Source organism: Bacillus sp. 205(2023), assembly GCF_037027485.1.
Lineage (GTDB): Bacteria > Bacillota > Bacilli > Bacillales > Bacillaceae > Bacillus > Bacillus halotolerans.
Genome location: NZ_JAXCHF010000008.1, coordinates 20575 through 41471, shown reverse-complemented (window position 1 = coordinate 41471; position 20897 = coordinate 20575). Strand labels below are relative to the sequence as shown.

The window sequence follows — 20897 nt, the reverse complement described above, 5'->3', positions numbered from 1 at the left end:
CCTCTCTGTAAGATATGTCATATTCTATCAATCCCAAATTTTGAAAACAAGACAACAGGAAGAAATTGTTTTTTCATCCTGTCAATTTGTTTTTCTCCGCTAAAAAGGACCCCATGGAAGGGTCCCGTGTCACTTATTTCCTATACGTTTTCACCGATCGTACACCACCACAAAATCCTGAACCTTCACTTGTTCCTCAGGCAAATCAAACTGATAAAGCTTCTTCTTAGATCGAATATCAAACACACCCACATATCCGCCAATGCCCTTTTTATGCTCTTCCTGGGCAACAACATACAGTTGATTCCCCTTAAACTTCCCCTCCATATAAGGGAATGTCAAGTCGTATGTATGAAAAGAAAAATCCTTCCCATATTCCAGCAAGTGAGCTTTCCCCTCTTTGTCTTGATACGTAACGTAAAAACTGCCGCTCTCTTTGTCATAGTACACGGTATCAGCATATTCAAGATCATCAGGATAAGAAATATACTTCGTCTTCCATGTCCCTTTTTCAATCACAGTCAGTTCATGCTGCGAGCTCGCGACAATAAATTCCTCCGAGTCTGCGAATTTATCAGCGTATGAGGCTAAGCTCAGGGTTTCTATGATTTCCTCTGTGTTTCTGTCGATCACGTAAATAGCCATGCCTTGAATGACATAAATATTATTCTCGTCACTCGCCCCCATCGTGACAAGTGAAGGCAAGGTGAGGCTATATTCCTTTTTCGTTTTTTTGTCATTTATATGGATGTCATTCCCCGTCGTATCAACATTATAGGCCTTAACAGAAACATCCTTCCCCTCATACCAGAACGAAAATGGATTTGGTAGCGGATGCTTTTTTATGGCATCTTTCTCCAGCGTGTAATAAAAAGACTCGTGTTCCGCTAATAATACAATGTCTGTTGATGCGGGAGATTTCGTTTGAATATAAGGCACATCCGCCACCTTGAACGTGCGCCTGTTAAACCGTTCGCCTGTTGAGGTGGAAAGCAGCGTACTCTCTTTTATGAGAGGGTTGGAATAGATAAAAAAGATGCGGTCTTCTTCGGGATGAATGGTGGAAGTTTTGACAGGAATATTGCTTTTATTATGTAACTGAATATACAGAGCAAACAGGATGATGCATATCATAAACCCTAATAAACCGAATGTAATGCGTTTTTTCTTCATCAAAATGCTCCTTTACCTGTCCATCAATAATCATTTCGACTATGTTTACACAATCCCTCCATGAATAAAGACACATGCCAAATGACTCATTTTTCCATCAAAACATGTTCTCACAGCCATTCTCATCCCGCGCCGTGGTAAAATTTTGATATTGAGTGAACAAAAGAAGGGAAATGGTCATGAAAGTATTTGAAGCGAAAACACTGCTTTCGGAAGCGACAGACCGTGCAAAAGAGTACAAAGAACTAAGAACGCAAATGTTAAACTTGAGAAAAGCATTAAAAAGCGTCGCCGATCTTGGTGACAGCGAATTCTCAGGAAAAGGCGCCAGCAACATCAAAGCCTTCTATCACGACCACGTCGGCGTCACCGACCAATGGATCGACTACATCGACATGAAAATCGCATTTTTCAACAGCATCGCCGGAGCCGTCGAGGATAAAGCCCTCTCTGACGCATACATCGAAGAATCCTTTCTGGAACATGAGCTGGCAAACGCCCACAAAAAATCGAAATCCATCATGTCCGAACAGAAAAAAGCCATGAAAGACATCCTGAACGATATCAACGACATCCTCCCGCTCGACCTGTTTTCAACAGAAACCTTCAAAGACGAGCTGGCTGATGCCAATGACAAACGCAAAAAAACACTGGAAAAATTGGACGCCTTAGACGAAGACCTGAATACAGAATACGCCTTGTCAGAACCAAACGAACAATTCATCAAGTCCGATTTCCAAAAGCTCCAAGAAGCAACAGGCAAAGGCAAAAACGCCACACCCATCCACTACAACGCCAAAGCGTACCGTGAGAGTGACATACATAAGAAAAAAGGCGACATTGAAAAGCGAACGGATGCTTACTTGAAAATTAAGAAAGAGGAAGCGAAGGAACGCGAGATTGAGAAATTAAAAGAAAGACTGAAAAACTACGATTATGCAGATGCCGATGAATTCTACGAAATGGCAAAAACGATCGGCTATGAAAATCTGACAGCAGAACAACAGAGATACTTCACCCAAATTGAAAACACGCGTGAGTTTGAAGCGGGCTTCAAAGGGGTTGCCGTCGGCCTTTACGATTCAGGAAAAGACGCGGTCACAGGTCTGTGGGATATGGTCACAGATCCGGGCGGAACCGTTGAAGCCATTACAGGAGCGGTGGCTCACCCGATCAAAACGTATGAAGCCATTTCAGCAGCAATCGAAGAATCGTACCAAAAAGACATGGTGAATGGTGACATCTACTCAAGAGCCAGATGGGTGTCATATGCGGTTGGCACTGTTGTCACATCAGTTGTCGGCACAAAAGGCGTAGGAGCCGTCTCCAAAACAGGCACAGCTACCAAAGTGACGACCAAAGTCAAAACAGTAGCAAGCAAATCAGCCACAGCACAAAAAGCCATAACGGTCTCAAAACCAACCGTTGATCAGATCAAACAAAAGGTAAACACAGGCATTGAAGTTTCAAAAAAACGCGTCAAAACCAAGTTAAATCAAATCGGAGATCTCACACTTGCGGATATTCTCCCGTATCATCCCCGTCATGACTTAGTGCCGGCAGGCGTCCCTTACAACGCAGTAAACGGGGTCACACTTAAAGAGGGACTGCAAAAATTCGCCAAGGTCATCCTGCCGAAACCGTACGGAACGTCATCAAGCGGAAGACGAACACCAGCGCCAGTTGTGCCGCCAGTAACCGTCAAATACGGCGAGCATTATGCAAAATGGAGCAGAAAGAAAGTGCTGAAACCGAATGTTGTCTATAAAACAAAAGAAGGCTACACGTACACCACTGACAACTATGGTAGAATTACAAGTGTCAAAGCCGACTTGCAGATGGGAGAAGCAAAACGTAACCAATATGCACAGTCTAAAGCAGGTAAACCTGACCGGCTGACAGATGACGACGGAGGCCATTTAATCGCCACCCAATTCAAAGGCTCAGGCCAGTTCGACAATATCGTGCCGATGAATTCTCAGATTAATAGGAGCGGTGGGAAATGGTATGAGATGGAGCAGGAGTGGGCAAAAGCTCTTAAAGAAGAACCTCCCGAAACAGTTAGTGTGCAAATAGAAAATGTTTATCAAGGCGATTCATTGAGACCAACTTTATTTAAAGTAAAGTATAAAGTTGGTGATGGCAGATATAAAAATATGACAATAAGAAACCAAGCAGGAGGTTGATATTATGGAGACAGAAAAAATGGGCCAATTATATCAAAAAATAGCAGAACAAATTAATGAAATGATTCCAGCGGAATGGAATAAAGTTGCTCTATACGCAGAGATTTTAGACGATTCTAGAGAAGTATACTTTTTCTTTAATACAAAAAATAGTGAAGAGTTCATTTATTCGCATGACATTCCGGAACATTATCAAGTAAGTGAACAAATTTATGATGACCTGTTAATCGAACTACAAGATTTATTTGATGAACTAAGAAATGAATGGAAAGCGAATAACTCAGACGTCTGGACTAACCTTACACTCAAGCTAGAGCATACCGGAAAGTTTTCAATTGACTATAATTATGATGATGTTATTGCTTCAGAACTAAACGGTACTCAACGTCAAATAGTTTGGGAATATAAACATTTAGGTTTGGCTCCTACTGGTAAGAAAAACAGGGAGTTCTTGGAACACTATCTCAATTCGGAAGAAGAATAAGCAATGGTCAAAAATAGTTCAGCTCTTCACTGCTGGGCTATTTTTTATAACTAGGAGGATTTCTCGACGACTGAGGTAAAAAGATTGGAAACTAAAAAAATGCAAGATTTGTATCAGCTTATTGGACAGAAATTAAATGACATCATACCTTGTGAATGGACAAAAATTTATCTTTATGCAGAAGTATTAGATGACTCTACTATGGTTCCCTTTCACTTCAAGACACCAGAAAAACATCAACTTATTTATTCACAAGATATACCTACCCAATACAACGTAAGTAAAGATATCTTCAAAACTTTAAGGAAGATCCTTAATGTAAACCTGATCATTATTATTTTTATGTTGACTCTTAATTCCTCACAAAGTTCAAATAATTGCTTTAAATTCGAATAAATATATAAAAAGCGTGAGAAGAAAACTTTTTTATGCATTTGAAGTATTGAAGACGCAAAAAATTGATTATAGTCCTTATCGCCAATCCTATCACCTAATGTTTCTTGAAGTACCTTGCTGTAGCTAGGTCTATGGATCTTACTATAGAAGAACAGAAGTATTTGATAGAGTTGGCGGTTTTATCAAAGTTATATCTATTTCCTTTGTGCCCAAACTTCTTTACAGAAGAAATTAAATATTTTCTAATTATTAAAATATTACCCGAAGTTAAAACAAGGAACTCAAAACAGAATTCCTTGTTTTTTGTTATTTCTTTAATCTAGCTCACACCTAAAGCCTTAAATATCGCATCTATCGGATCAGAATAAAAAACTGGCTGCACTTTTACCAATAAATCTGGTGGAACTGTCTGCAAGTCCATAACCGATGCTGCAGGTATTAACACTTTCTTGGCCCCAGCATCTACACATACTTGTAAAGTATTTGCAAATCCCTCAACTTTGGAAATAGTCCCTCCGACTGTCATATTACCAATAACGACTAAACTCTCCTGCGTTGGCTTTCCCAACGCTCCTGAGCAAAGACCAATTAATTCAGCAATCGCTAACTCATCCGTTAGGCCAATTCCTTGCAGATCACTTATATGCATGAGATAGTCTTTTGTTTTCGTACTAATCGTATTACTAATACTCTTACTATTAGCTGTAAAGAAACGAAATGCTGTATCAAGGCTTTCCTTTGCATCACGGTTTGAACCAACACCTGATTTATCAAATTTACCGGTTCCACTAACAACTTGATTTTCGAGCTTATAAATGCCAATCATTCCAGAATGGCTATGTCCAGCAACGTAAACATGTCCTGGTTTCCCCATGCCTTCTGGAATTAGTTTACCTCCACCTTGTTCTGGGACTGATACGTAATGTTCCTCTAACGTTTCCTTATCAATATAAGAAAACATTACATCATAAAACTCCATTCCACCAATTTTCTTTAACTGTTCCTTAACACGTCGACGGCCTTCAAGTGCATACTCCAGTACCTCACTTAAATCTTTTTTTGTAAAATCTCCATGTGGATAAAGGAGCTTTAACATTCCAGAAACAGTTCTCTTTATCGCATTCGTATCACGCTGGTTTAAATTATTACCTAACTTGAAATAGCGATTAATTGCATCACTGAATGTACGTTTACGCATTTCACGAAAAAATTCTGCAAGATAATCAACAATAAATCCATATTTTTCAGTGATAATGTCAGGTCGCATTTTCGGAATCTCCCAACCAGGAAGGTAATAGTGCATCCGATCAAAGAATGCCGAATCATTTGCCATTTCTTCAGGGAATGGTGCAAACAAGTGTGATGTTTTAATTAGTGTGTCCACACTTTGATTGATATTGCCGACAAATACCATGGAAGCAGAAGCATTCTTTTCTTCTTTACCTCTAGCAAAAGAACCTGAAGCCATGTAATCCTTCATAATTTGAATGCCGTCTTTATCTTTAAAACGGATACCCGCAACCTCATCAAAAGTAACACAATCCCACATCCCGACAAGACCTACTTTTCTTGTAGACATATTATAAAATAGATTTGCTACGGTTGTTTGACCACCCGAGACGAGAATCGAATTTGGTGATAACTCCTTATACACATGAGATTTTCCTGTACCACGAGGCCCCAGTTCACACATATTGTAATTATTTTCCACAAGAGGAACCAACCGCAGTAACAAATGCCACTTTACCCGCTCTTCTAGTTGAGTTGGTTCCATTCCTACTGAACGAATTAAGACATCAATCCATTCATCTTTTGTGAAGCTCTTTCTCCCATCAAATACCTCTTGAATGTCCATATTTGGCATTTGAATTGGTTGTAAGCTACTAACATTAAAGGGATTTGAGTTTCGAACCTCTTCATCATAAAAATAATCAACTTTGACCATACACCATATACCACCGACAAGGAGCTTATCAAACTCTTTCACATACATGGATGAAATGGGAACACCTTTTAAACCAAGGTTTGAAAACTCAGCTTCATAAGTATCAATTTTGGGATTTAATGCAACTGTTACCTTGTCAATAACGGAGTATTGGCCATATTCCCGAATGCGTGATTTTATCTTTTCCGCCTCATCAGGACGAACAAAGTTTTCAGATAGAATTTTCTTCACCCGTTCAAGGCCTTCACGAATACTGTCCTCATCGTCAGTTGCAGCATACATCCCTAGTAAATACTCGAGCACGTATACTGGAACGTTCGCTCCCTCTTTAATAAGGGTCGTTAAATCTTTACGTACAACTCTTCCAGCAAAAACGTCATTCAACTTTTTATCTAAATCAACAGTTATTCCTTCATTCGCTCTTTCTTTCACTCACGGTCCACCTCCCTATTAAAAATCGAAGTCGCTAATAATACCCAAGTTGATGTTAAATGGTATTTTTTCCACTACAACACCTGTCTCAGTATCCTTTATGGTTAAATAATATGTTTTATTTCGATCATAAGGAATGCTCTTTAATACAAACCTTATTTTGAAAGTCCGATCAGCAGGATTATCAAAGGGGCGATCTCCTATAATCGTTTCCTCGTTAGATATTACATTTCCCTTCTCATCAGCCATATAGATGACAACTGTTCGAGGGGTTGTCTTGTCTTCCACCTTTTCGGTTTGGAAAAATTCAAGATTAAAAATGCTATTTGTTATCTTACGGGTTGTATTTGTAAGTTTAATATCAACTTTTTTAATTACCTTGGCACCTTTTTGTCCAGTACGTTTGTTTTTAAACAATAAGAGTGGGACGACAATCTCTTGCAGACTTGCACCACCATGAACAAAATTAATACCTGAGCCTTGCATTTTGTATCTGAGTGTTGCCTTTGGCAAATATGCTGTTAATTGCTGCTCATTTTTTATTATGGATGACAGGTTGATAGCTAATTGTCCTGATACTTCACGCTGATCCTTTGAAAGTATATAGCGACGTTTAACTTCAATACTATCTATTGAATCTTGTCCAATCTTATCACTTTCTTCTAATTCATCCCTTTGGTAAAGGAAACCATGATCGGCAGTAATAAACACATTTGTTCCACTCAAATCATCCCGAATAATTTTAACTAAGTCATACAATTGGTTTAATGAAGTTTCAACAGCATTAAATGTATAAACTTCTGTTGAAGCCTTATCTCCCATTGCATCAATCGTATCGTGATAGATGTATATGAGTTTTTTACCCTTAAAGGTTTCTCTTCTTCCTGCTTTATTCATTGCTAGTACATCTTGAAAATGAACAGCAATGCTTTCAGCCACCCTTGATTCAATAATCTTTTTCCGTTTTTCCAAACCAGAAGAATCTTTCCCATCAGCAAATACCCTTGCATTTGTATCTATGTCTATTTCTTTGTGTGGTAGGAGTGATGGCATTCCAAGTTTTGTAATAGAGGGCACTACGCCTAGTAATGTTTCCACATCACAAACACCCATTGTCTCGGTATTAAGACGATCGGCTAGCTCAACGCCGATTTCATAACGCATCGCATCCGAAACAATAACAAAAACCCGCTCCCCATTTCTAACTTTAGAATCAATGAATGAAGAATAAAAGTCTTGCTGATTTTTTATACCGGGTAATGACCATTCCTGTGTCATTTCGGACTCAACCGCTTGGGACCAATGGGCACTCAACTCACCCATATACCAATTTGTATATAGATTTTCTACCAGCATTTTTAACTTTTTCAATAGATCATGATTACTTTCTTCATCATAAGCCACATAAAACTTACGGTAATATGTATCCATTGAATGATATTCATCTACATATGCTTGAAACAAATCAATAGCCCGTCCTTGTGGGATACCTTGACGATGTTCTTTATAAAACTCATGAATTTTAACGGTATAGTAAAGTGCCTCATATAGGGAAGCAAATTTATCATAGTAATGCTTAGCTCTTCTCAATTTAATGAGTTTCGTGTATTCTTCATAATCCTCAAGCTGTGTAACCAATCCATTAGCTATGAAAATGATGATTGCTCGATCGAGATATGAAAAAGTATCCGCTTGTTTAAATGTTTCAACAGGAAGATGATTAATGATATTCGAAAGTTGAATTTCCTGCTCAGTTATTTCTGCGTATTCATCAAATACCACATAGTCAGTCTTATGGTGCATCCAATGGTCAATAAACACAACTGCATTCGTTTTATTTCGATTGGATATAAAATCACTAAGCTCATTTAGATTTTCTTCTCCAATTGATTGACTGAATGCCGTTACTACTAGATGGATGAACAATGTTTTAAGACTTTTCTTCTCCCGTTCATAACCATAGTGATTAGAAACAAAATTCCAGAACACGTCAATATCAAAAAACTTCTCCAGAAGGGAAAGGTATTTATTCTCATTGTCATCCAGAGTATCCATTAATACAGCTTTTAAAACCTCTTCAAAATCGGGTGTTCTAACGTTACATAAAACACTCATGATTGAAAGTTCAATTATTCCTTCTGAATATGTTTCTATATTTAATGCCGAAAACTTTCTAAAACGTTCCTTATTATTAAAGAAACGTTCATATTTTTTAATTACCGCTCGAAGCGATGGATCTATATTCAACTCACTTAGAATAAGTGAAATTCTATCTGCATAGAAAGTTTTCGAATAAAAAACTGTATCAGTTAACCAGTTATCTTCAACACCTAATTCCATATTTGTATAAATCAAGTAAGAAGACATAGGATCTTCTTCTTCAAGCAAATATTTCGTCTGAAACTGGTTACGGTCCGTAAGCGTATGAACCTTTACTTTATCAACGGTAAGACGTTCAATGTCCTCAGCAAACTCCTTATCCTTGTCCACCCAAAACACAATCTTCCGTTGTTCCCCATCTTTTAGTGGCTCATTGAATATATCTGATAACGCAGCCTCAATTTGATTTATGTTCATTCCCTTCACCTACCTTCTATTATCATTATAGTGGAAAGATACATCAGCAAAACGCCGATGTATCCTCATGAAGTTAATTATATTTTTGCGACAAGTCCTTTAAATTTTTCATAATTAACTTTAACCCCATCATCTAAATCTATTTCAATCTGCATATCTGCCATATGGTGTAACAAGGCATCATACGCTTTTAGCTCTTCAATCTTCTTATCAAGGGATTTTAACTCTTTCTTGGCATTACTTATTTCCTTTGCTGTAGAATCCCCTTCAATGATATTAAGTAAGTCTTTCTTTTCAGCATCTAAACGAATCTGATACTCATGTAAATAGTCTGTCCTAATACGAGATAAGGTGGATTTATCATAACGGTGCATGTAGATAAGGCAGTTAAAGGCCTTTTCCTTACCGGATGTAAACAACCAATAAATTGGTCTCTTATTATAAATTTGAACATGGTCTTTGAAAAAGTCATTTATGAAATAACGACGCAACGTATCTTTTGCTGTTTCGCCTTTCTTTCTGCCAAAAGTATCTGCTATAAAATCAAGATTCTTGTTAAGTTCTTCCGCACCAAATTTTATTCTAACAAAATCAACTAGGCGAGAAACAATATCATCTTTAAAATAGGATCCCGGAAGAATTGGGAGAATATTATCCCTATTTGCCTTAAATGTTGAATATTTGTTTATATCAAATTCTCCACCTGCATAAATTAGGCCTTCTTCATCCAATGAATATCTACCTAACATGCACCCCACAATATATGAAATAAACGTTTTTATTGCCCCAACTCTATCTGTTTTTTTAATAGTAACATCTTCCTCATCCACTTCCGGACTTAATTCATGACTTAGCCCATATAGTTCAATGAAAATCTTATTTAATTCGGTTTCGTTTTCTTTTAAAAGGTGAAATTGATCATTTGTGTACCTTTCCCAATTTGAATAAGCACCTTCTATGGAATCCTCAACACAATTGGAATATAAAAATGGATGTTTCTTAAAATTCCAAGAAGTTTCATTAGAATCCCAATCCATCTTTGATATGGATATATTCATTTCTGCCAATTCTTCAACCCTATTGGTTAGATCTTCACTTTTGGTTAGTATAACAGGGAGATTATTAACATCTTTCATTTGATAACTCATTGTAGGATTATAAAGATCCATAATATAATTGATGACTTTTGTATTCAAAAGGGCAATAATATAATTTTCGCTTATTTTATCCTCTAACACATGAAAAGTTGGCCCTTTTTTATCATATATTCCATCTCTTGCAATCCTAACGGAAAATCCACGATTAGAAATACCATTATATGTTAAACCATTCCTAAACCAATACTTCTCGTTCAAAAGATTCGATGTCTTATTATTTTTATAAAAGTTCCTTGCTTCTTCCGACCAATCCACTACATAATCTATATTCCCATACCATTTCCGATAATTTCCTCCCTTTATATAAAAACTCCATTTACTATTTACATCCTGAGAATTAACTTCCCATAACTTTCTTAGAAATTTATTATTATCTGCGGTAATGTTTTGGGAACCAGTTACATCAATATATTCAAGAAGTTTATTTTCCTTTACAAAAGTTTCTCCTAACTCTTGTGAAATCCAATAAGCAATTGGTTGACCAGGTATCATCTTATAGAAATCATTTTTTTGAGAAAATCTATAATGTACCCCTTCATCTTTAACAGCTTCCAAAGTTTTTATCGGTTGATTTTCAACACCCGTAAAATCAGATAGCCTTATATACTCACCATTTATATCTAATTGGTAGTTTCTTAAAGTAAATGTACAAACTGGGACTACAGCGACCTCAAACGCATTGTATTCAAGTTGAACTAAAGAACTGATATTCTTCTCAGCAACAATCCTCTTTCTTATATCTTCATAAGCGGATAGGAACATCCAAACAAATGGTGTTATTAAACCAATATGCCCTATCGGTTTTACTTTTTCAAAGGAATACTCAATAAATACAGAAAATAAATCTGTATAAGCAGTATAATTATTCTTTAAAAACTGTGATAAATCAGGGGTCATATATCTACTCCCCATATAGGGCGGATTTGTAATTAGTACATCATAAGACTCGGTCATAATCTCAGCCTGTTTAATAAGTCTTGGTAAAAGCTCAATAGCTCTTATTCTTACTTCTTCTTCAAAAAGATCCCTCGCAGGTTTATCCTGTAGACTTTTTAATCTTTGTTTTAGAAATTCAAAATCACATGTACCAACTTTTATCAGTGAGCCAAAGGTTTTTGCATTTTTGAAATACTGAATAAAATCATGCACCATTTCAAAAGCCTTACCATTTTTTTCACCTGCAATATAAGCAGTATATTCATCATCAATCGAGTTAGATTCTTGGATTGATGCTAAGTTCATTGATAATCCTTCTCTTTCAATACTCCTAAAGAATCGACTATTGTATTCTACTGCTTTCATTACAACTGAAAAACAAGCAAGTTGATACGCTCGGTCATCTATGTCTAATCCGTAGAGATTGTTTTCAAGAATTAATCTTGGAATTTCCCTTTCCATATAGCCACATTTACTATATATTTCATATAAAACATCAAACAGATAAACAAGAATATGTCCACTACCCATTGCAGGATCAAAACACTTAATATCCTCTACATTTAATTCTTTATTAATATAGAGAGCTAGTTTTTCCTCAAAATCCGGTTCAGGATTTCGATTATCAAGGTAGAATTCCCAATTACCTAAAAGATCTTGGTGTTCTTTATGCGACTCAATCCAGTACCGACCTAATGAATTCTGTACCATATAACGTACTATCCAGTCAGGTGTAAATAATTGTGTAGCAAATGGTATTTCCTCTGTTTTATATTTCTTTTTAGCTTGAATTACACGATCCTTCTCTTCAACGATGTAGTATTGGTATAACCAACCAATTATTTCTACCTTTCGCCAGCTATCTTCTGGGATTTTCTCCGTATCTATCATTTGGCGAATAAAGGAGTCCTTAGATAACAATCCTTCTGGAAATAATATTTCTTTATAGTCATCAATTGTTTCAAACATAAATGGTAAAAAGCGATTCAGGTCATTACAATGCTTGATAATAAGGTATTTGAATAATTCCTCTGAGTTATTGTTCATTTTTAGCTTATAGATATATTCCTTATTCAAATCTAAATCTAAGGATAGTGCTTCTTTCATCATGTCTGGCTCAGTGCTATCTGCATTTGTAGATGAAAGCACCCTTACTTTTGTTGGTAAATAATCATTTACCTCCATAAAGCGTAAAGCAGTGAAACGGTTAAACCACGTATAAGCAACTTCCTCCATCACACGGTTGAATCCAATTTGGTTAATGCGATCAATTAATCTATCTCTTTGAATCTTTTCTTCCTTTAAAAGCCACCTGCCATCAATAAAGATGGCATCTGAGCTTTCAATTTCGGCTTTTTTTATGTTATTTTCTGTAACTCCTATCTTCATAGCCCTTGCTTCGACTTTTTTTAGTAACTCTCTGCGTGCATTCGTAGCAAAAGTCTTGAGTGCAGATTTATTCATTTACATACACCTCAATTAATCTTCAAACTCAATTTGTTTATTTTCTTTAATTATCTGTTTTAACTTGCTGGATAAGGCATTGATGTACTTATCAACATCATCTTCTGAGGTTAGTGTTCTTACATTGACTAATTTTGTTACTTTTACTGGATACTTATGAATAACTGGAGTTACAGGCGATAATGGAGGATCAGCTACTTCACCATTAGGACGATTTCTTTCCTCTTCTTCTTTTTTACGTCTCCATTCTGCAATCTCTCGCTCAATGTACCCTTCCATTTTTTCCTTGAAGCTAGTACTTTGGGAAACTGTTGCATCAACTTTATAAATATCTGTAAAAGTATCTACATTAGCATTAAGTTCTTGATAGTAGTGATTTACTCTTTCTTTCGTTTCATTCGATACACCATATTGTGATGTCAACAATGATAAGTAATCACTATCATCTTTTAATTTTTTATGAGCGTTTTCTCGCTTCTCATTAAGGACAATATATATTTGTTCATCCATTGCATGAATTAGTTCTGGAATGTCCTTAATTCTTTTGTAAGGTATAGGATCCTGAAGTATGGACTGGAGCTTGTTAATAACTCCTTCTACCTCTGCACCTATCAAATAGGATTTACTTTCATCATATTTTCTTATGGCTGCCAATCCATCATCAAAGATCTTTTTTTGATCAGTTCCGAAGAAACTTTTGACATAGACAATATCCTCTTCCCAATCAAGTAAATCCTCTTCTAGTTCCTTCAACTTATTGAAATAAGATACATTGTCTAAGCCGTTTTGGAACTGCTCAAAGTATTCTAATCCTTTATCGAGCAAACTCATGCCAGGATACTTTCTATCTTCATAACGGACTTTATACCCCTTGATTTCGTCTATCTGTTTTTCAACAAGTAGTCGAATGTCCTTCAATAGTCCATCTTCATCATCAGCTAAATCTGTTTTATTGAAAACATCTTTACAAATGCTTTTAGCTGTTTTAATTAGTTTTTCGTCAACTTTCACCCGCTTCAACACAATGGCTTTGTCGGCTTCTTGTGTCTTTGTAAAAATCGTTACAAGTGTATTAACATTATCTTCAGGTTCCAAGTATTCTGCATTATACCGAATTCGAATACGTTGTTCTTTTAATAATTGTGCAATTATGCCTGCTATATCAAGCGTCTTCCAACCATACGGCTTGTCTCCGAAACGGTCGAATAAAATCTTAATTCGCACCTGCTTTTTCAAGTCGTCTTGTAAACTGATAAAATCAGACACTTCCCGCTTAGCCAACTCATTTGGATTCACCTTCAAAGTTTCTTCAAAAGACAATTGTTCATCATTTGAAGCAAGGATTGAAATTAAGGCTCTCTCATTATCTAAATGTTCCTTTATATAACTGAGTTTTGTATAAACATTATCGACTAGCATTGTGAAGGCAGCATTAACTTTCTCACGAACAGTTGACCCTTTTATCTCTACTTTATCACCATTAATAAAGAAAGCACTGTCCTTAATCGCTTCATCCAAAAGCTCACGACCCCTTCTTCGACGTTCACGAACTTCTACTTGTTTATTATTTAAGATATTTTGGATATTTTCAGGAAGTTGCGTAATATTCGTTTTCTTACGAAATTCCTCAATACGCAACGCTTCTCCGATTTCCTCGATATAGGCCTCATTACCACCAAGTTTAATGATCATTTCCCCGTTACCCGAAGTCATCATCATTAATTCTTGCTCGGACTTATGGTAATGGTCTGATAAAGGAGAAAGAATTTGCATTCCTATATTGGATGTCTGATTTCCATAATTTTTCTCATCCATTTTTTGATTGTAGGTAAATGAGTATTCACTGCTGTAACGGAAACGCTTTTCATCATATAGGTCTTGGAAGATGTAGTTTGCTAACTCCCGCTTAACGATGTCTTCATCAATATTAAGGGATTTGATTTCCCTATTGATGTCTTGTTCATCATCTGTTAAAAAGATAAAATTATCCCCATTTTTCTGTACCAACGTTTGGGATATTAGCTTACGTAAAGAAACTTTAATTTTCTCTTTAAGCTGTAACTTATCCTCATCAATATGTGTAACCATTAGAGTAGCAATATTATCGAGATTTGCTGGAAGTTCTTTTACATATTTAATCATGAACAGAACCTTTAAAAGATCAATGTTAAAGTCATCATCTTTTAAAGCAGGATTTTCATATGCACCCTCAATTACTCTTGAAATGGATGGATTCAGAAATTCTTTTATTGTATCATAGAAGGCATAGAAAGGAATAAGCGTACCTTCCTCAGCATTTTTATAATGAAGTCCAGCCTCTTTAAATGCCGATAACATAGATCGTTCCCCTTCTGATAAATGTTTACCAGAGGAGCCGTGTTTACGCACTTGTTCGAATACGTTTTGTAATAACTTGAATTGGTACGGGATAAAAGGGTAAACATCTGCAAATTCCTGCTCATTGTCGTAACCACGTAAATCCGCTGTGCTTTCTCGGAAACTTATTAAGTTCTTTAAAATAGCACTTTTTTCAGGATAGAGAACCTTCAATTTGTCATTAGCAAAATCTTTTTTCAATAGGATACGTTTTTTGATAACTTCATCCACCGAGATGGATGAAAGAGAAAGTCTTGTATCAAATCGCCCCTGGATACGAGAGAAGTCATCACCTTTGACTTTGATTATGCTATCAATACTTTCTTGGGAAGTAACCATAATCCAAACCTTACCCTTACAATGGGTTCCAAGATCTTCAGCAACTGTCTGCAGGTTCAGCATCAAACTACGGTTATCACCAATGTATTGGCCTATCTCATCCACTAGAAAGATAAGGTGGAAGTTTTCCCCCTTACTATTGATGTACTCATTTACGTCTTTCGCAAACTTTTCAATACTGATTTCGAAATTATTTACACCGTTCTCAAACCAATTTCGAGCAGACTCTTCCGTCATATCAGTTACTTTCGTTAAAGCACCAATGACAAAATCCGCATCAAAGTAAAAACTATTACGACGTTCTTCCCACGATTCACCAGCTAATAACTTAAATTCGGCTTTAAATGCCTCATAGACTCCATGTTTATCCAGATACTTCTCCATCTCTGCAACACCGGGTATATCTCCGTAATAACCACGATGCTCATAAAAAACCTTCATAAAGACACGGAGAATTGCATCTTCTTTTGATTTGTTATCAAGTGAACCTTTTGAATCTATGTTGAACAGAATGACTTCTGTTCCCACATCAGCCGTTCTTTGCATATTCGCATATACAAGAGGGTCTTGTACTTTTTCTTGAAAGAAATCAATTGCTTGCTTACCTTTTACCTTCTTATTTTCAAGCAAGTAAGCAAGGATTTTTAGAAAGTGTGATTTACCGGAACCAAAGAATCCAGAAATCCATACACCCATCTTATCTGTTACGCCATTAATCCCTTTTTGATAGTTCTCATAAAACTTAGAAAGGTGTTTTTGCAGTTCACGGGTAACAACATACTCGTCCAATTCCTGATAAATATTACCTTCATCTTGTTGAGCTACTTTAATGACCCCACGAATATCACGTTCAATGTCTTTTTGAAACATATCTTTAATAATCATCTAAATTCCCCCTGATTCATTAATCGACTAATCGGAATGCTCGGTAATAGTTATCATCCTTAAACTTTCCAAACAATTTTAATGACTGACCATCATATTTACCTGGAAAAAACATGATTACAGGTATATTGTCCAAAACTTCTTGCAAATTATTTAAGATATTGTGAGACCGAACAAATGGGTAAACCTTCCCTATTCCTGTGATAAAAATCACATTATAGTCATCCACCTGTTCCTTGATTTTATTTAGAAACACCTCAGGCTTAGCAAATGTTGTCATCGCTTTAAACAATGCTTCTCTGCCTTGACGTTCTTCCATTAAAAAAATGCGATCAAAAATTCTTTTTTCCTTTGTAATATCAATGAGCATCTTGTACAAATCAAACTCGATTACTCTTCGATTTGATCCTTCATAGTTCAATTGTCTTTTGATCCTTTTAACGTAATCTCTGATATAAAGCTCCTGATTCGGTTCGTAGTCAAACACATAAAAACTAATTTCGTTGCCTAAACCACGACCTTCGATAAATTTATCTTCTTTAATTTTATCAATAATTTTATCAGCCCTAGCTTTCAAATTACTCATTCTGTCACCTCCTACTCACCCATAGCATGTACATAACGAGAATCGCCTATTTGAGTAAGATAATTTTTCATCGGTTCATCAATAATTAGCTTATTTAGTTCTTTACTCTTCCTGTTTCTTAAAATACCGCCTTCATACAACACTTGGATGTAGGCACGTTTTAACTTTTCAACATTAATATCACTCCAACTAGCTACCTTCTCACTTTGCTCTGCTTTAGAAGAAAAGAAGAGATTAATGTCCTTCTTCTCTATGAGGTAATCATTATTATGTAGCTTTTCCCCGATTACCTCATCCATGAACTCGAAGAACAGTAAATCAGTCTTCATAATGGCATATAGATTAAGGATTTTCCCAGTTTCAATAGACCCTTCCAACAATAAAGCAGCAAGCGTTTCATCAATAACTTCTGCCCTTTTCATAACGGATGGCAGTGCTCTATTGATTCTTCCTTGGTTATTAAATTGAAACAGATTTTCTTCTTTTACTTGTTTTCTTATTTCATCTTTGGCTAAGCCCTGTTGTTTCAACTTTACAACCTGTTTTAACTCAAAAAGTAAAAAGGACGCCCCATTCAAACTTGAAGAATATTCTAAATCCATTGTCATGCAACCAAACCTTTCGGACAAGACTTATTTCCTACTTAATATCCAATACTTTTCCTACCACAGCCAAGCGTCTTTTCCCACATTGCTGCTGGACTACTTTTGTAAACTGATTGTCCTTAATTAATTTTTCCCGATTATTTTCATATAAGTTCTTAATTCCATCTATTAGCTCATTTTCTTTTATCTCTTCCCGCCAATAGGAATCAATTATCTTGTTTAAATCAACAGCTAAATCTCTCTGCGTACGGTAGAACAACTTCAATTCCACAGATTTCACCTCTAAGATAAATCTTACTTAATTCTTATTTTAGTCTTATTCTATTTGGAACTCAACGAAAAAGTAGGCTTGTTTCACTATTTAAATTTTAACATTTCCCTCAACTAATAGGGAAAATATCCTTTTCGTTAGTACTAAACAGTAGATCATTAAAATCTGAATGAGCTAAGACAGAAAAGCGCCCACAGTTACAACAATTATTAGCCGATGTAAGAGCTAAGAAATTAGACTTGATACTGGCTAAAGAACTTTCATATTTGGCACGTAATGGTCGCCTATCCTATGAGATTCGTGATCTTGTTTAACAAAGCAAGATCCATATCATTACCTTAGATAACGCCATAAACACATTAGAAGATAATAGGAAAATGTTTGGTATTTATGCCTGGATGTATGAACAGGAATCACAAAGTAAAAGTGAACGAGTCGGAGCAACCTTAAGGAGCGGTGCACAAAAGGGATTATTCAAAGATCCAATCCACCTTATGGTTACATTTAGAAAGGAAACTTCAGATAAGCTCTGATGAAACACAAACATCGTTAGATATCTTTAGGGACTATCTTTCAGATAAGGACATTATCACATTGCAAGGGAATTATATGAAGAAGGATTCCCTACACCTGGACAAGTAGCAGTAGCTGGAAAGAAAAACGCTAGTGATAAGTGGCATGGCTCTTCCATTAGGAAAATTCTTAAAAATTCACATTATACCGGAGATTTAGTTCATGGACGGACCACGACTAGAAGTTTTACAAATAAAAATCGAAATCAAGTTTACTTAGAAATGCTTATTATTGTCCCCAATCCACATGATGCAATTATATTGAAAAACGATTTTTAAACCGTTCAGCAATTGATGAAGAGTAAAAAAACACATCCTCAGGCAGAAATACCTCTGTTTACAAATACATCCTACTGTGAATATTGTGGACGTAGAATGCACTATAAATAGAACAGTAGGTGCCTATATATGCGGAAACTACAATAAACATGGTGTAAAGGCATGTGGGATCATTTAATTAGAGAAGCTGACTTAAAATTATTCATTCTCAATGACTTAAAACATCTAGCATCGATTTGGACAATCAGGAAATTTTGCATATCCTTGAAAACAATCTAATCAACAGAAAAAGAAGTCAGAAAAGCAAATTAGAAAATTTGAGAAGGAATTAGATCGCTCAAACAAAAAAAAAGAAATCACTCAGTTTGTTTATTGACGAAAAAATATCCGAAGCAGATTATGTTGGAGTGTCAGCGATATCAATGACCAGACGAACATTATCAATTCTAAAACCGATCAATTGAAGTCTTCTCTTGAAACCAATATCGATGAACTAGCATTCGATGAAATTAAACAACAGTTAGATGCTTTTATGGAATTTCAAGAATTAGCTCAAGAAATAATTCATCGCTTTCTTGAGACAATTGAAATAAAAGCAGATGAAGTCCGAGAATTTTTTATCGATTCTCGAACCCACCTGCTTCTTATTTAATTAATTTTAGCAACGCCACACACTCCACATGATTCGTATGCGGAAACATATCCACAGGCTGCACTTCGCGCGTCGCATACCCGCCATCCTCAAGCACCCGCAGGTCTCTTGCAAGCGTGCCAGGATTACAGGACACATACACCACCCGCTTCGGTTTCATCTCTATAATCGTCCGCAGGAGGGCTTCGTCGCAGCCTTTTCTTGGCGGGTCGACGACTAGCGTATCGGCTGTGATGCCTTCTTCATACCATTTTGGAATCACGGTTTCCGCTTCGCCAACCGCGAACTCAGCGTTTGTGATGCCGTTTAATTCAGCGTTTCGTTTGGCATCTTCAATCGCTTCCGGCACAATCTCTACACCGTACACTTTTTTCGCCTGCTTTGCCAAGAATAGAGAAATCGTTCCGATGCCGCAGTAGGCGTCGATGACGGTTTCTTCGCCTTGCAGTTCCGCGTACTCAAGCGCTTTGTCGTAGAGCACTTTTGTCTGCTCCGGGTTGACCTGATAGAACGATCTGGCGGAGATGGCGAATTTGACGTCTCCGATGAGGTCGTAAATGTATTCTTCGCCCCAGATGACGTTTGTTTCGTTGCCAAAAATGACGTTTGTTTTGTTCGGATTGATGTTTTGCACGACAGATTTCACGTGCGGGAATTGCGCTGTGATGTCTTCGATGATCTTCGCTTTGTGCGGGAAGTCGTTTGTTTTTGTGATGAAGACGATCATCATTTCACCCGTAACGACGCCGTATCTGACCATGATATGGCGGAGCCAGCCTTTGTGGCGTTCTTCGTTGTAAGCTTTGACACCGTATGTGGCGCAAATGTCTTTGACGGCTTGAACGGCTTCGTCGTTTTTAGATTGCTGGATCAGGCAGGCGCTCATGTCGATGATGTCATGGCTTCTTTGCTGATAGAATCCGGCGACGAGCCCGCCTTCCCGTTCTCCTACCGGCACCTGTGCTTTGTTTCTATAGTTCCATGGGTCTTCCATGCCGAGTGTCGGGTGCACGGTGACGTTGGACAGGTCCAGCTTGCCGATCCGTTCTAAGACGTCTTTGACTTGTTTTTGTTTAAACAAGAGCTGGCCTTCGTAGGTCATGTGCTGAAGCTGGCAGCCGCCGCATTGCTTGTAAATCGGGCATGGAGCGTCGGTCCTGTGCGGGCTTTCTTCCTTCAGCTCAATCAGGCGGCCGAAGGCGAAGCCTTTTTTGACGCGTGTCACTTTGATTTGAGCTTTTTCTTCCGGCAGAGCGTTCGGCACGAAGATCGGGAAGCCCTGCACCTTTGCGACGCCCGCTCCTTCGTGCGTCAAATCTTCAAATGTCACGTCGTAGTATTCATTTTTTTCTACTGGGGGTTTCATTTTCATGTATGTTCACCTCTTGTTTTAAGCGAAAGAAAAACTTGGCCTATTAAAGCCAAGTTTCAGCGTGTAGGCAAACCTTCGCATTCGTTGTTAGGCCTGTGCTTCGGTGCTCACGAATTCAACATTCGCTGTGCTCCGATGCTCGTCCTTCCTAGACTTCAAAGGTTTTCAATCACGCTGAAAAGATGACAAAATCCTAAAACGAAAACTGTT

Annotated in this window: 12 protein-coding genes and 2 pseudogenes; 5 read left to right on the top strand and 9 right to left on the bottom strand. The window is 37.0% G+C overall.

Annotation, left to right across the window (positions count from 1 at the left end; translation table 11 throughout):
• Positions 1-150 precede the first annotated feature (150 nt).
• A complete protein-coding gene (locus tag WA325_RS17275; RefSeq protein ID WP_336183994.1) occupies positions 151-1173 on the bottom strand; it encodes a hypothetical protein in 1023 nt (340 codons plus the stop codon).
• A gap of 179 nt (positions 1174-1352) precedes the next feature.
• On the opposite strand from WA325_RS17275, the gene WA325_RS17270 reads away from it, so the two are divergent.
• From WA325_RS17270 to WA325_RS17260, 3 genes and pseudogenes are all read left to right on the top strand, one after another.
• The gene (locus WA325_RS17270) at positions 1353-3359 is read left to right on the top strand and encodes a T7SS effector LXG polymorphic toxin (RefSeq protein ID WP_336183993.1); all 2007 of its coding nucleotides are present in this window, start codon (positions 1353-1355) and stop codon (positions 3357-3359) included.
• Between the two features lie 4 nt (positions 3360-3363).
• The gene (locus tag WA325_RS17265; RefSeq protein WP_044052995.1) at positions 3364-3843 is read left to right on the top strand and encodes an antitoxin YezG family protein; all 480 of its coding nucleotides are present in this window, start codon (positions 3364-3366) and stop codon (positions 3841-3843) included.
• Between the two features lie 84 nt (positions 3844-3927).
• Positions 3928-4158 (top strand): annotated as a pseudogene (locus WA325_RS17260) (TIGR01741 family protein); the annotation flags it as partial.
• Positions 4159-4558: 400 nt separating this feature from the next.
• Here WA325_RS17260 and brxL read toward each other — a convergent pair.
• The 7 genes from brxL to WA325_RS17225 form a co-directional block, all read right to left on the bottom strand.
• Positions 4559-6616, bottom strand: coding sequence for a protease Lon-related BREX system protein BrxL (gene brxL / locus WA325_RS17255; RefSeq protein WP_336183991.1), 2058 nt, complete (start codon positions 6614-6616; stop codon positions 4559-4561).
• An 18-nt stretch (positions 6617-6634) separates the two neighbouring features.
• Positions 6635-9193, bottom strand: coding sequence for a BREX-1 system phosphatase PglZ type A (pglZ, locus tag WA325_RS17250; protein ID WP_336183990.1), 2559 nt, complete (start codon positions 9191-9193; stop codon positions 6635-6637).
• Positions 9194-9270: 77 nt separating this feature from the next.
• Complete coding sequence (pglX, locus tag WA325_RS17245) at positions 9271-12750, bottom strand: BREX-1 system adenine-specific DNA-methyltransferase PglX (RefSeq protein ID WP_336183989.1); 3480 nt, start codon at positions 12748-12750, stop codon at positions 9271-9273.
• 15 nt (positions 12751-12765) lie between these two features.
• Positions 12766-16350 carry a BREX system P-loop protein BrxC gene (gene brxC / locus WA325_RS17240; protein WP_336183988.1) on the bottom strand — a complete coding sequence of 1195 codons (3585 nt, stop codon included), beginning with the start codon at positions 16348-16350 and terminating at the stop codon, positions 12766-12768.
• A gap of 19 nt (positions 16351-16369) precedes the next feature.
• Positions 16370-16936: a DUF1788 domain-containing protein gene (locus tag WA325_RS17235; protein ID WP_326962660.1), complete on the bottom strand. Its 567-nt coding sequence runs from the start codon at positions 16934-16936 to the stop codon at positions 16370-16372.
• An 11-nt stretch (positions 16937-16947) separates the two neighbouring features.
• Entirely contained in the window at positions 16948-17538 is a 591-nt protein-coding gene (locus tag WA325_RS17230; protein WP_336183987.1) for a DUF1819 family protein, read from the bottom strand.
• A 37-nt stretch (positions 17539-17575) separates the two neighbouring features.
• The gene (locus tag WA325_RS17225) at positions 17576-17812 is read right to left on the bottom strand and encodes a TIGR04540 family protein (protein WP_276736563.1); all 237 of its coding nucleotides are present in this window, start codon (positions 17810-17812) and stop codon (positions 17576-17578) included.
• A gap of 233 nt (positions 17813-18045) precedes the next feature.
• On the opposite strand from WA325_RS17225, the pseudogene WA325_RS21495 reads away from it, so the two are divergent.
• A pseudogene (locus WA325_RS21495) lies at positions 18046-18126 on the top strand (hypothetical protein); the annotation flags it as partial.
• 279 nt (positions 18127-18405) lie between these two features.
• Positions 18406-18663 carry a recombinase family protein gene (locus WA325_RS21490; protein WP_442895290.1) on the top strand — a complete coding sequence of 86 codons (258 nt, stop codon included), beginning with the start codon at positions 18406-18408 and terminating at the stop codon, positions 18661-18663.
• Positions 18664-19307: 644 nt separating this feature from the next.
• On the opposite strand, the gene rlmD is transcribed toward WA325_RS21490, so the two are convergent.
• Positions 19308-20687 (bottom strand): 23S rRNA (uracil(1939)-C(5))-methyltransferase RlmD, encoded by a 1380-nt coding sequence (rlmD, locus tag WA325_RS17220; RefSeq protein WP_336183986.1) that lies wholly within the window; start codon positions 20685-20687, stop codon positions 19308-19310.
• Positions 20688-20897: the final 210 nt, after the last annotated feature.

Coding starts and splice junctions, on each gene's coding strand:
- WA325_RS17275 (WP_336183994.1), bottom strand. CDS start 1,173: ATGAAGAAAAAACGCATTACATTCGGTTTATTAGGGTTTATGATATGC.
- WA325_RS17270 (WP_336183993.1), top strand. CDS start 1,353: ATGAAAGTATTTGAAGCGAAAACACTGCTTTCGGAAGCGACAGACCGT.
- WA325_RS17265 (WP_044052995.1), top strand. CDS start 3,364: ATGGAGACAGAAAAAATGGGCCAATTATATCAAAAAATAGCAGAACAA.
- pglZ (WP_336183990.1), bottom strand. CDS start 9,193: ATGAACATAAATCAAATTGAGGCTGCGTTATCAGATATATTCAATGAG.
- pglX (WP_336183989.1), bottom strand. CDS start 12,750: ATGAATAAATCTGCACTCAAGACTTTTGCTACGAATGCACGCAGAGAG.
- brxC (WP_336183988.1), bottom strand. CDS start 16,350: ATGATTATTAAAGATATGTTTCAAAAAGACATTGAACGTGATATTCGT.
- WA325_RS17235 (WP_326962660.1), bottom strand. CDS start 16,936: ATGAGTAATTTGAAAGCTAGGGCTGATAAAATTATTGATAAAATTAAA.
- WA325_RS17230 (WP_336183987.1), bottom strand. CDS start 17,538: ATGGATTTAGAATATTCTTCAAGTTTGAATGGGGCGTCCTTTTTACTT.
- rlmD (WP_336183986.1), bottom strand. CDS start 20,687: ATGAAAATGAAACCCCCAGTAGAAAAAAATGAATACTACGACGTGACA.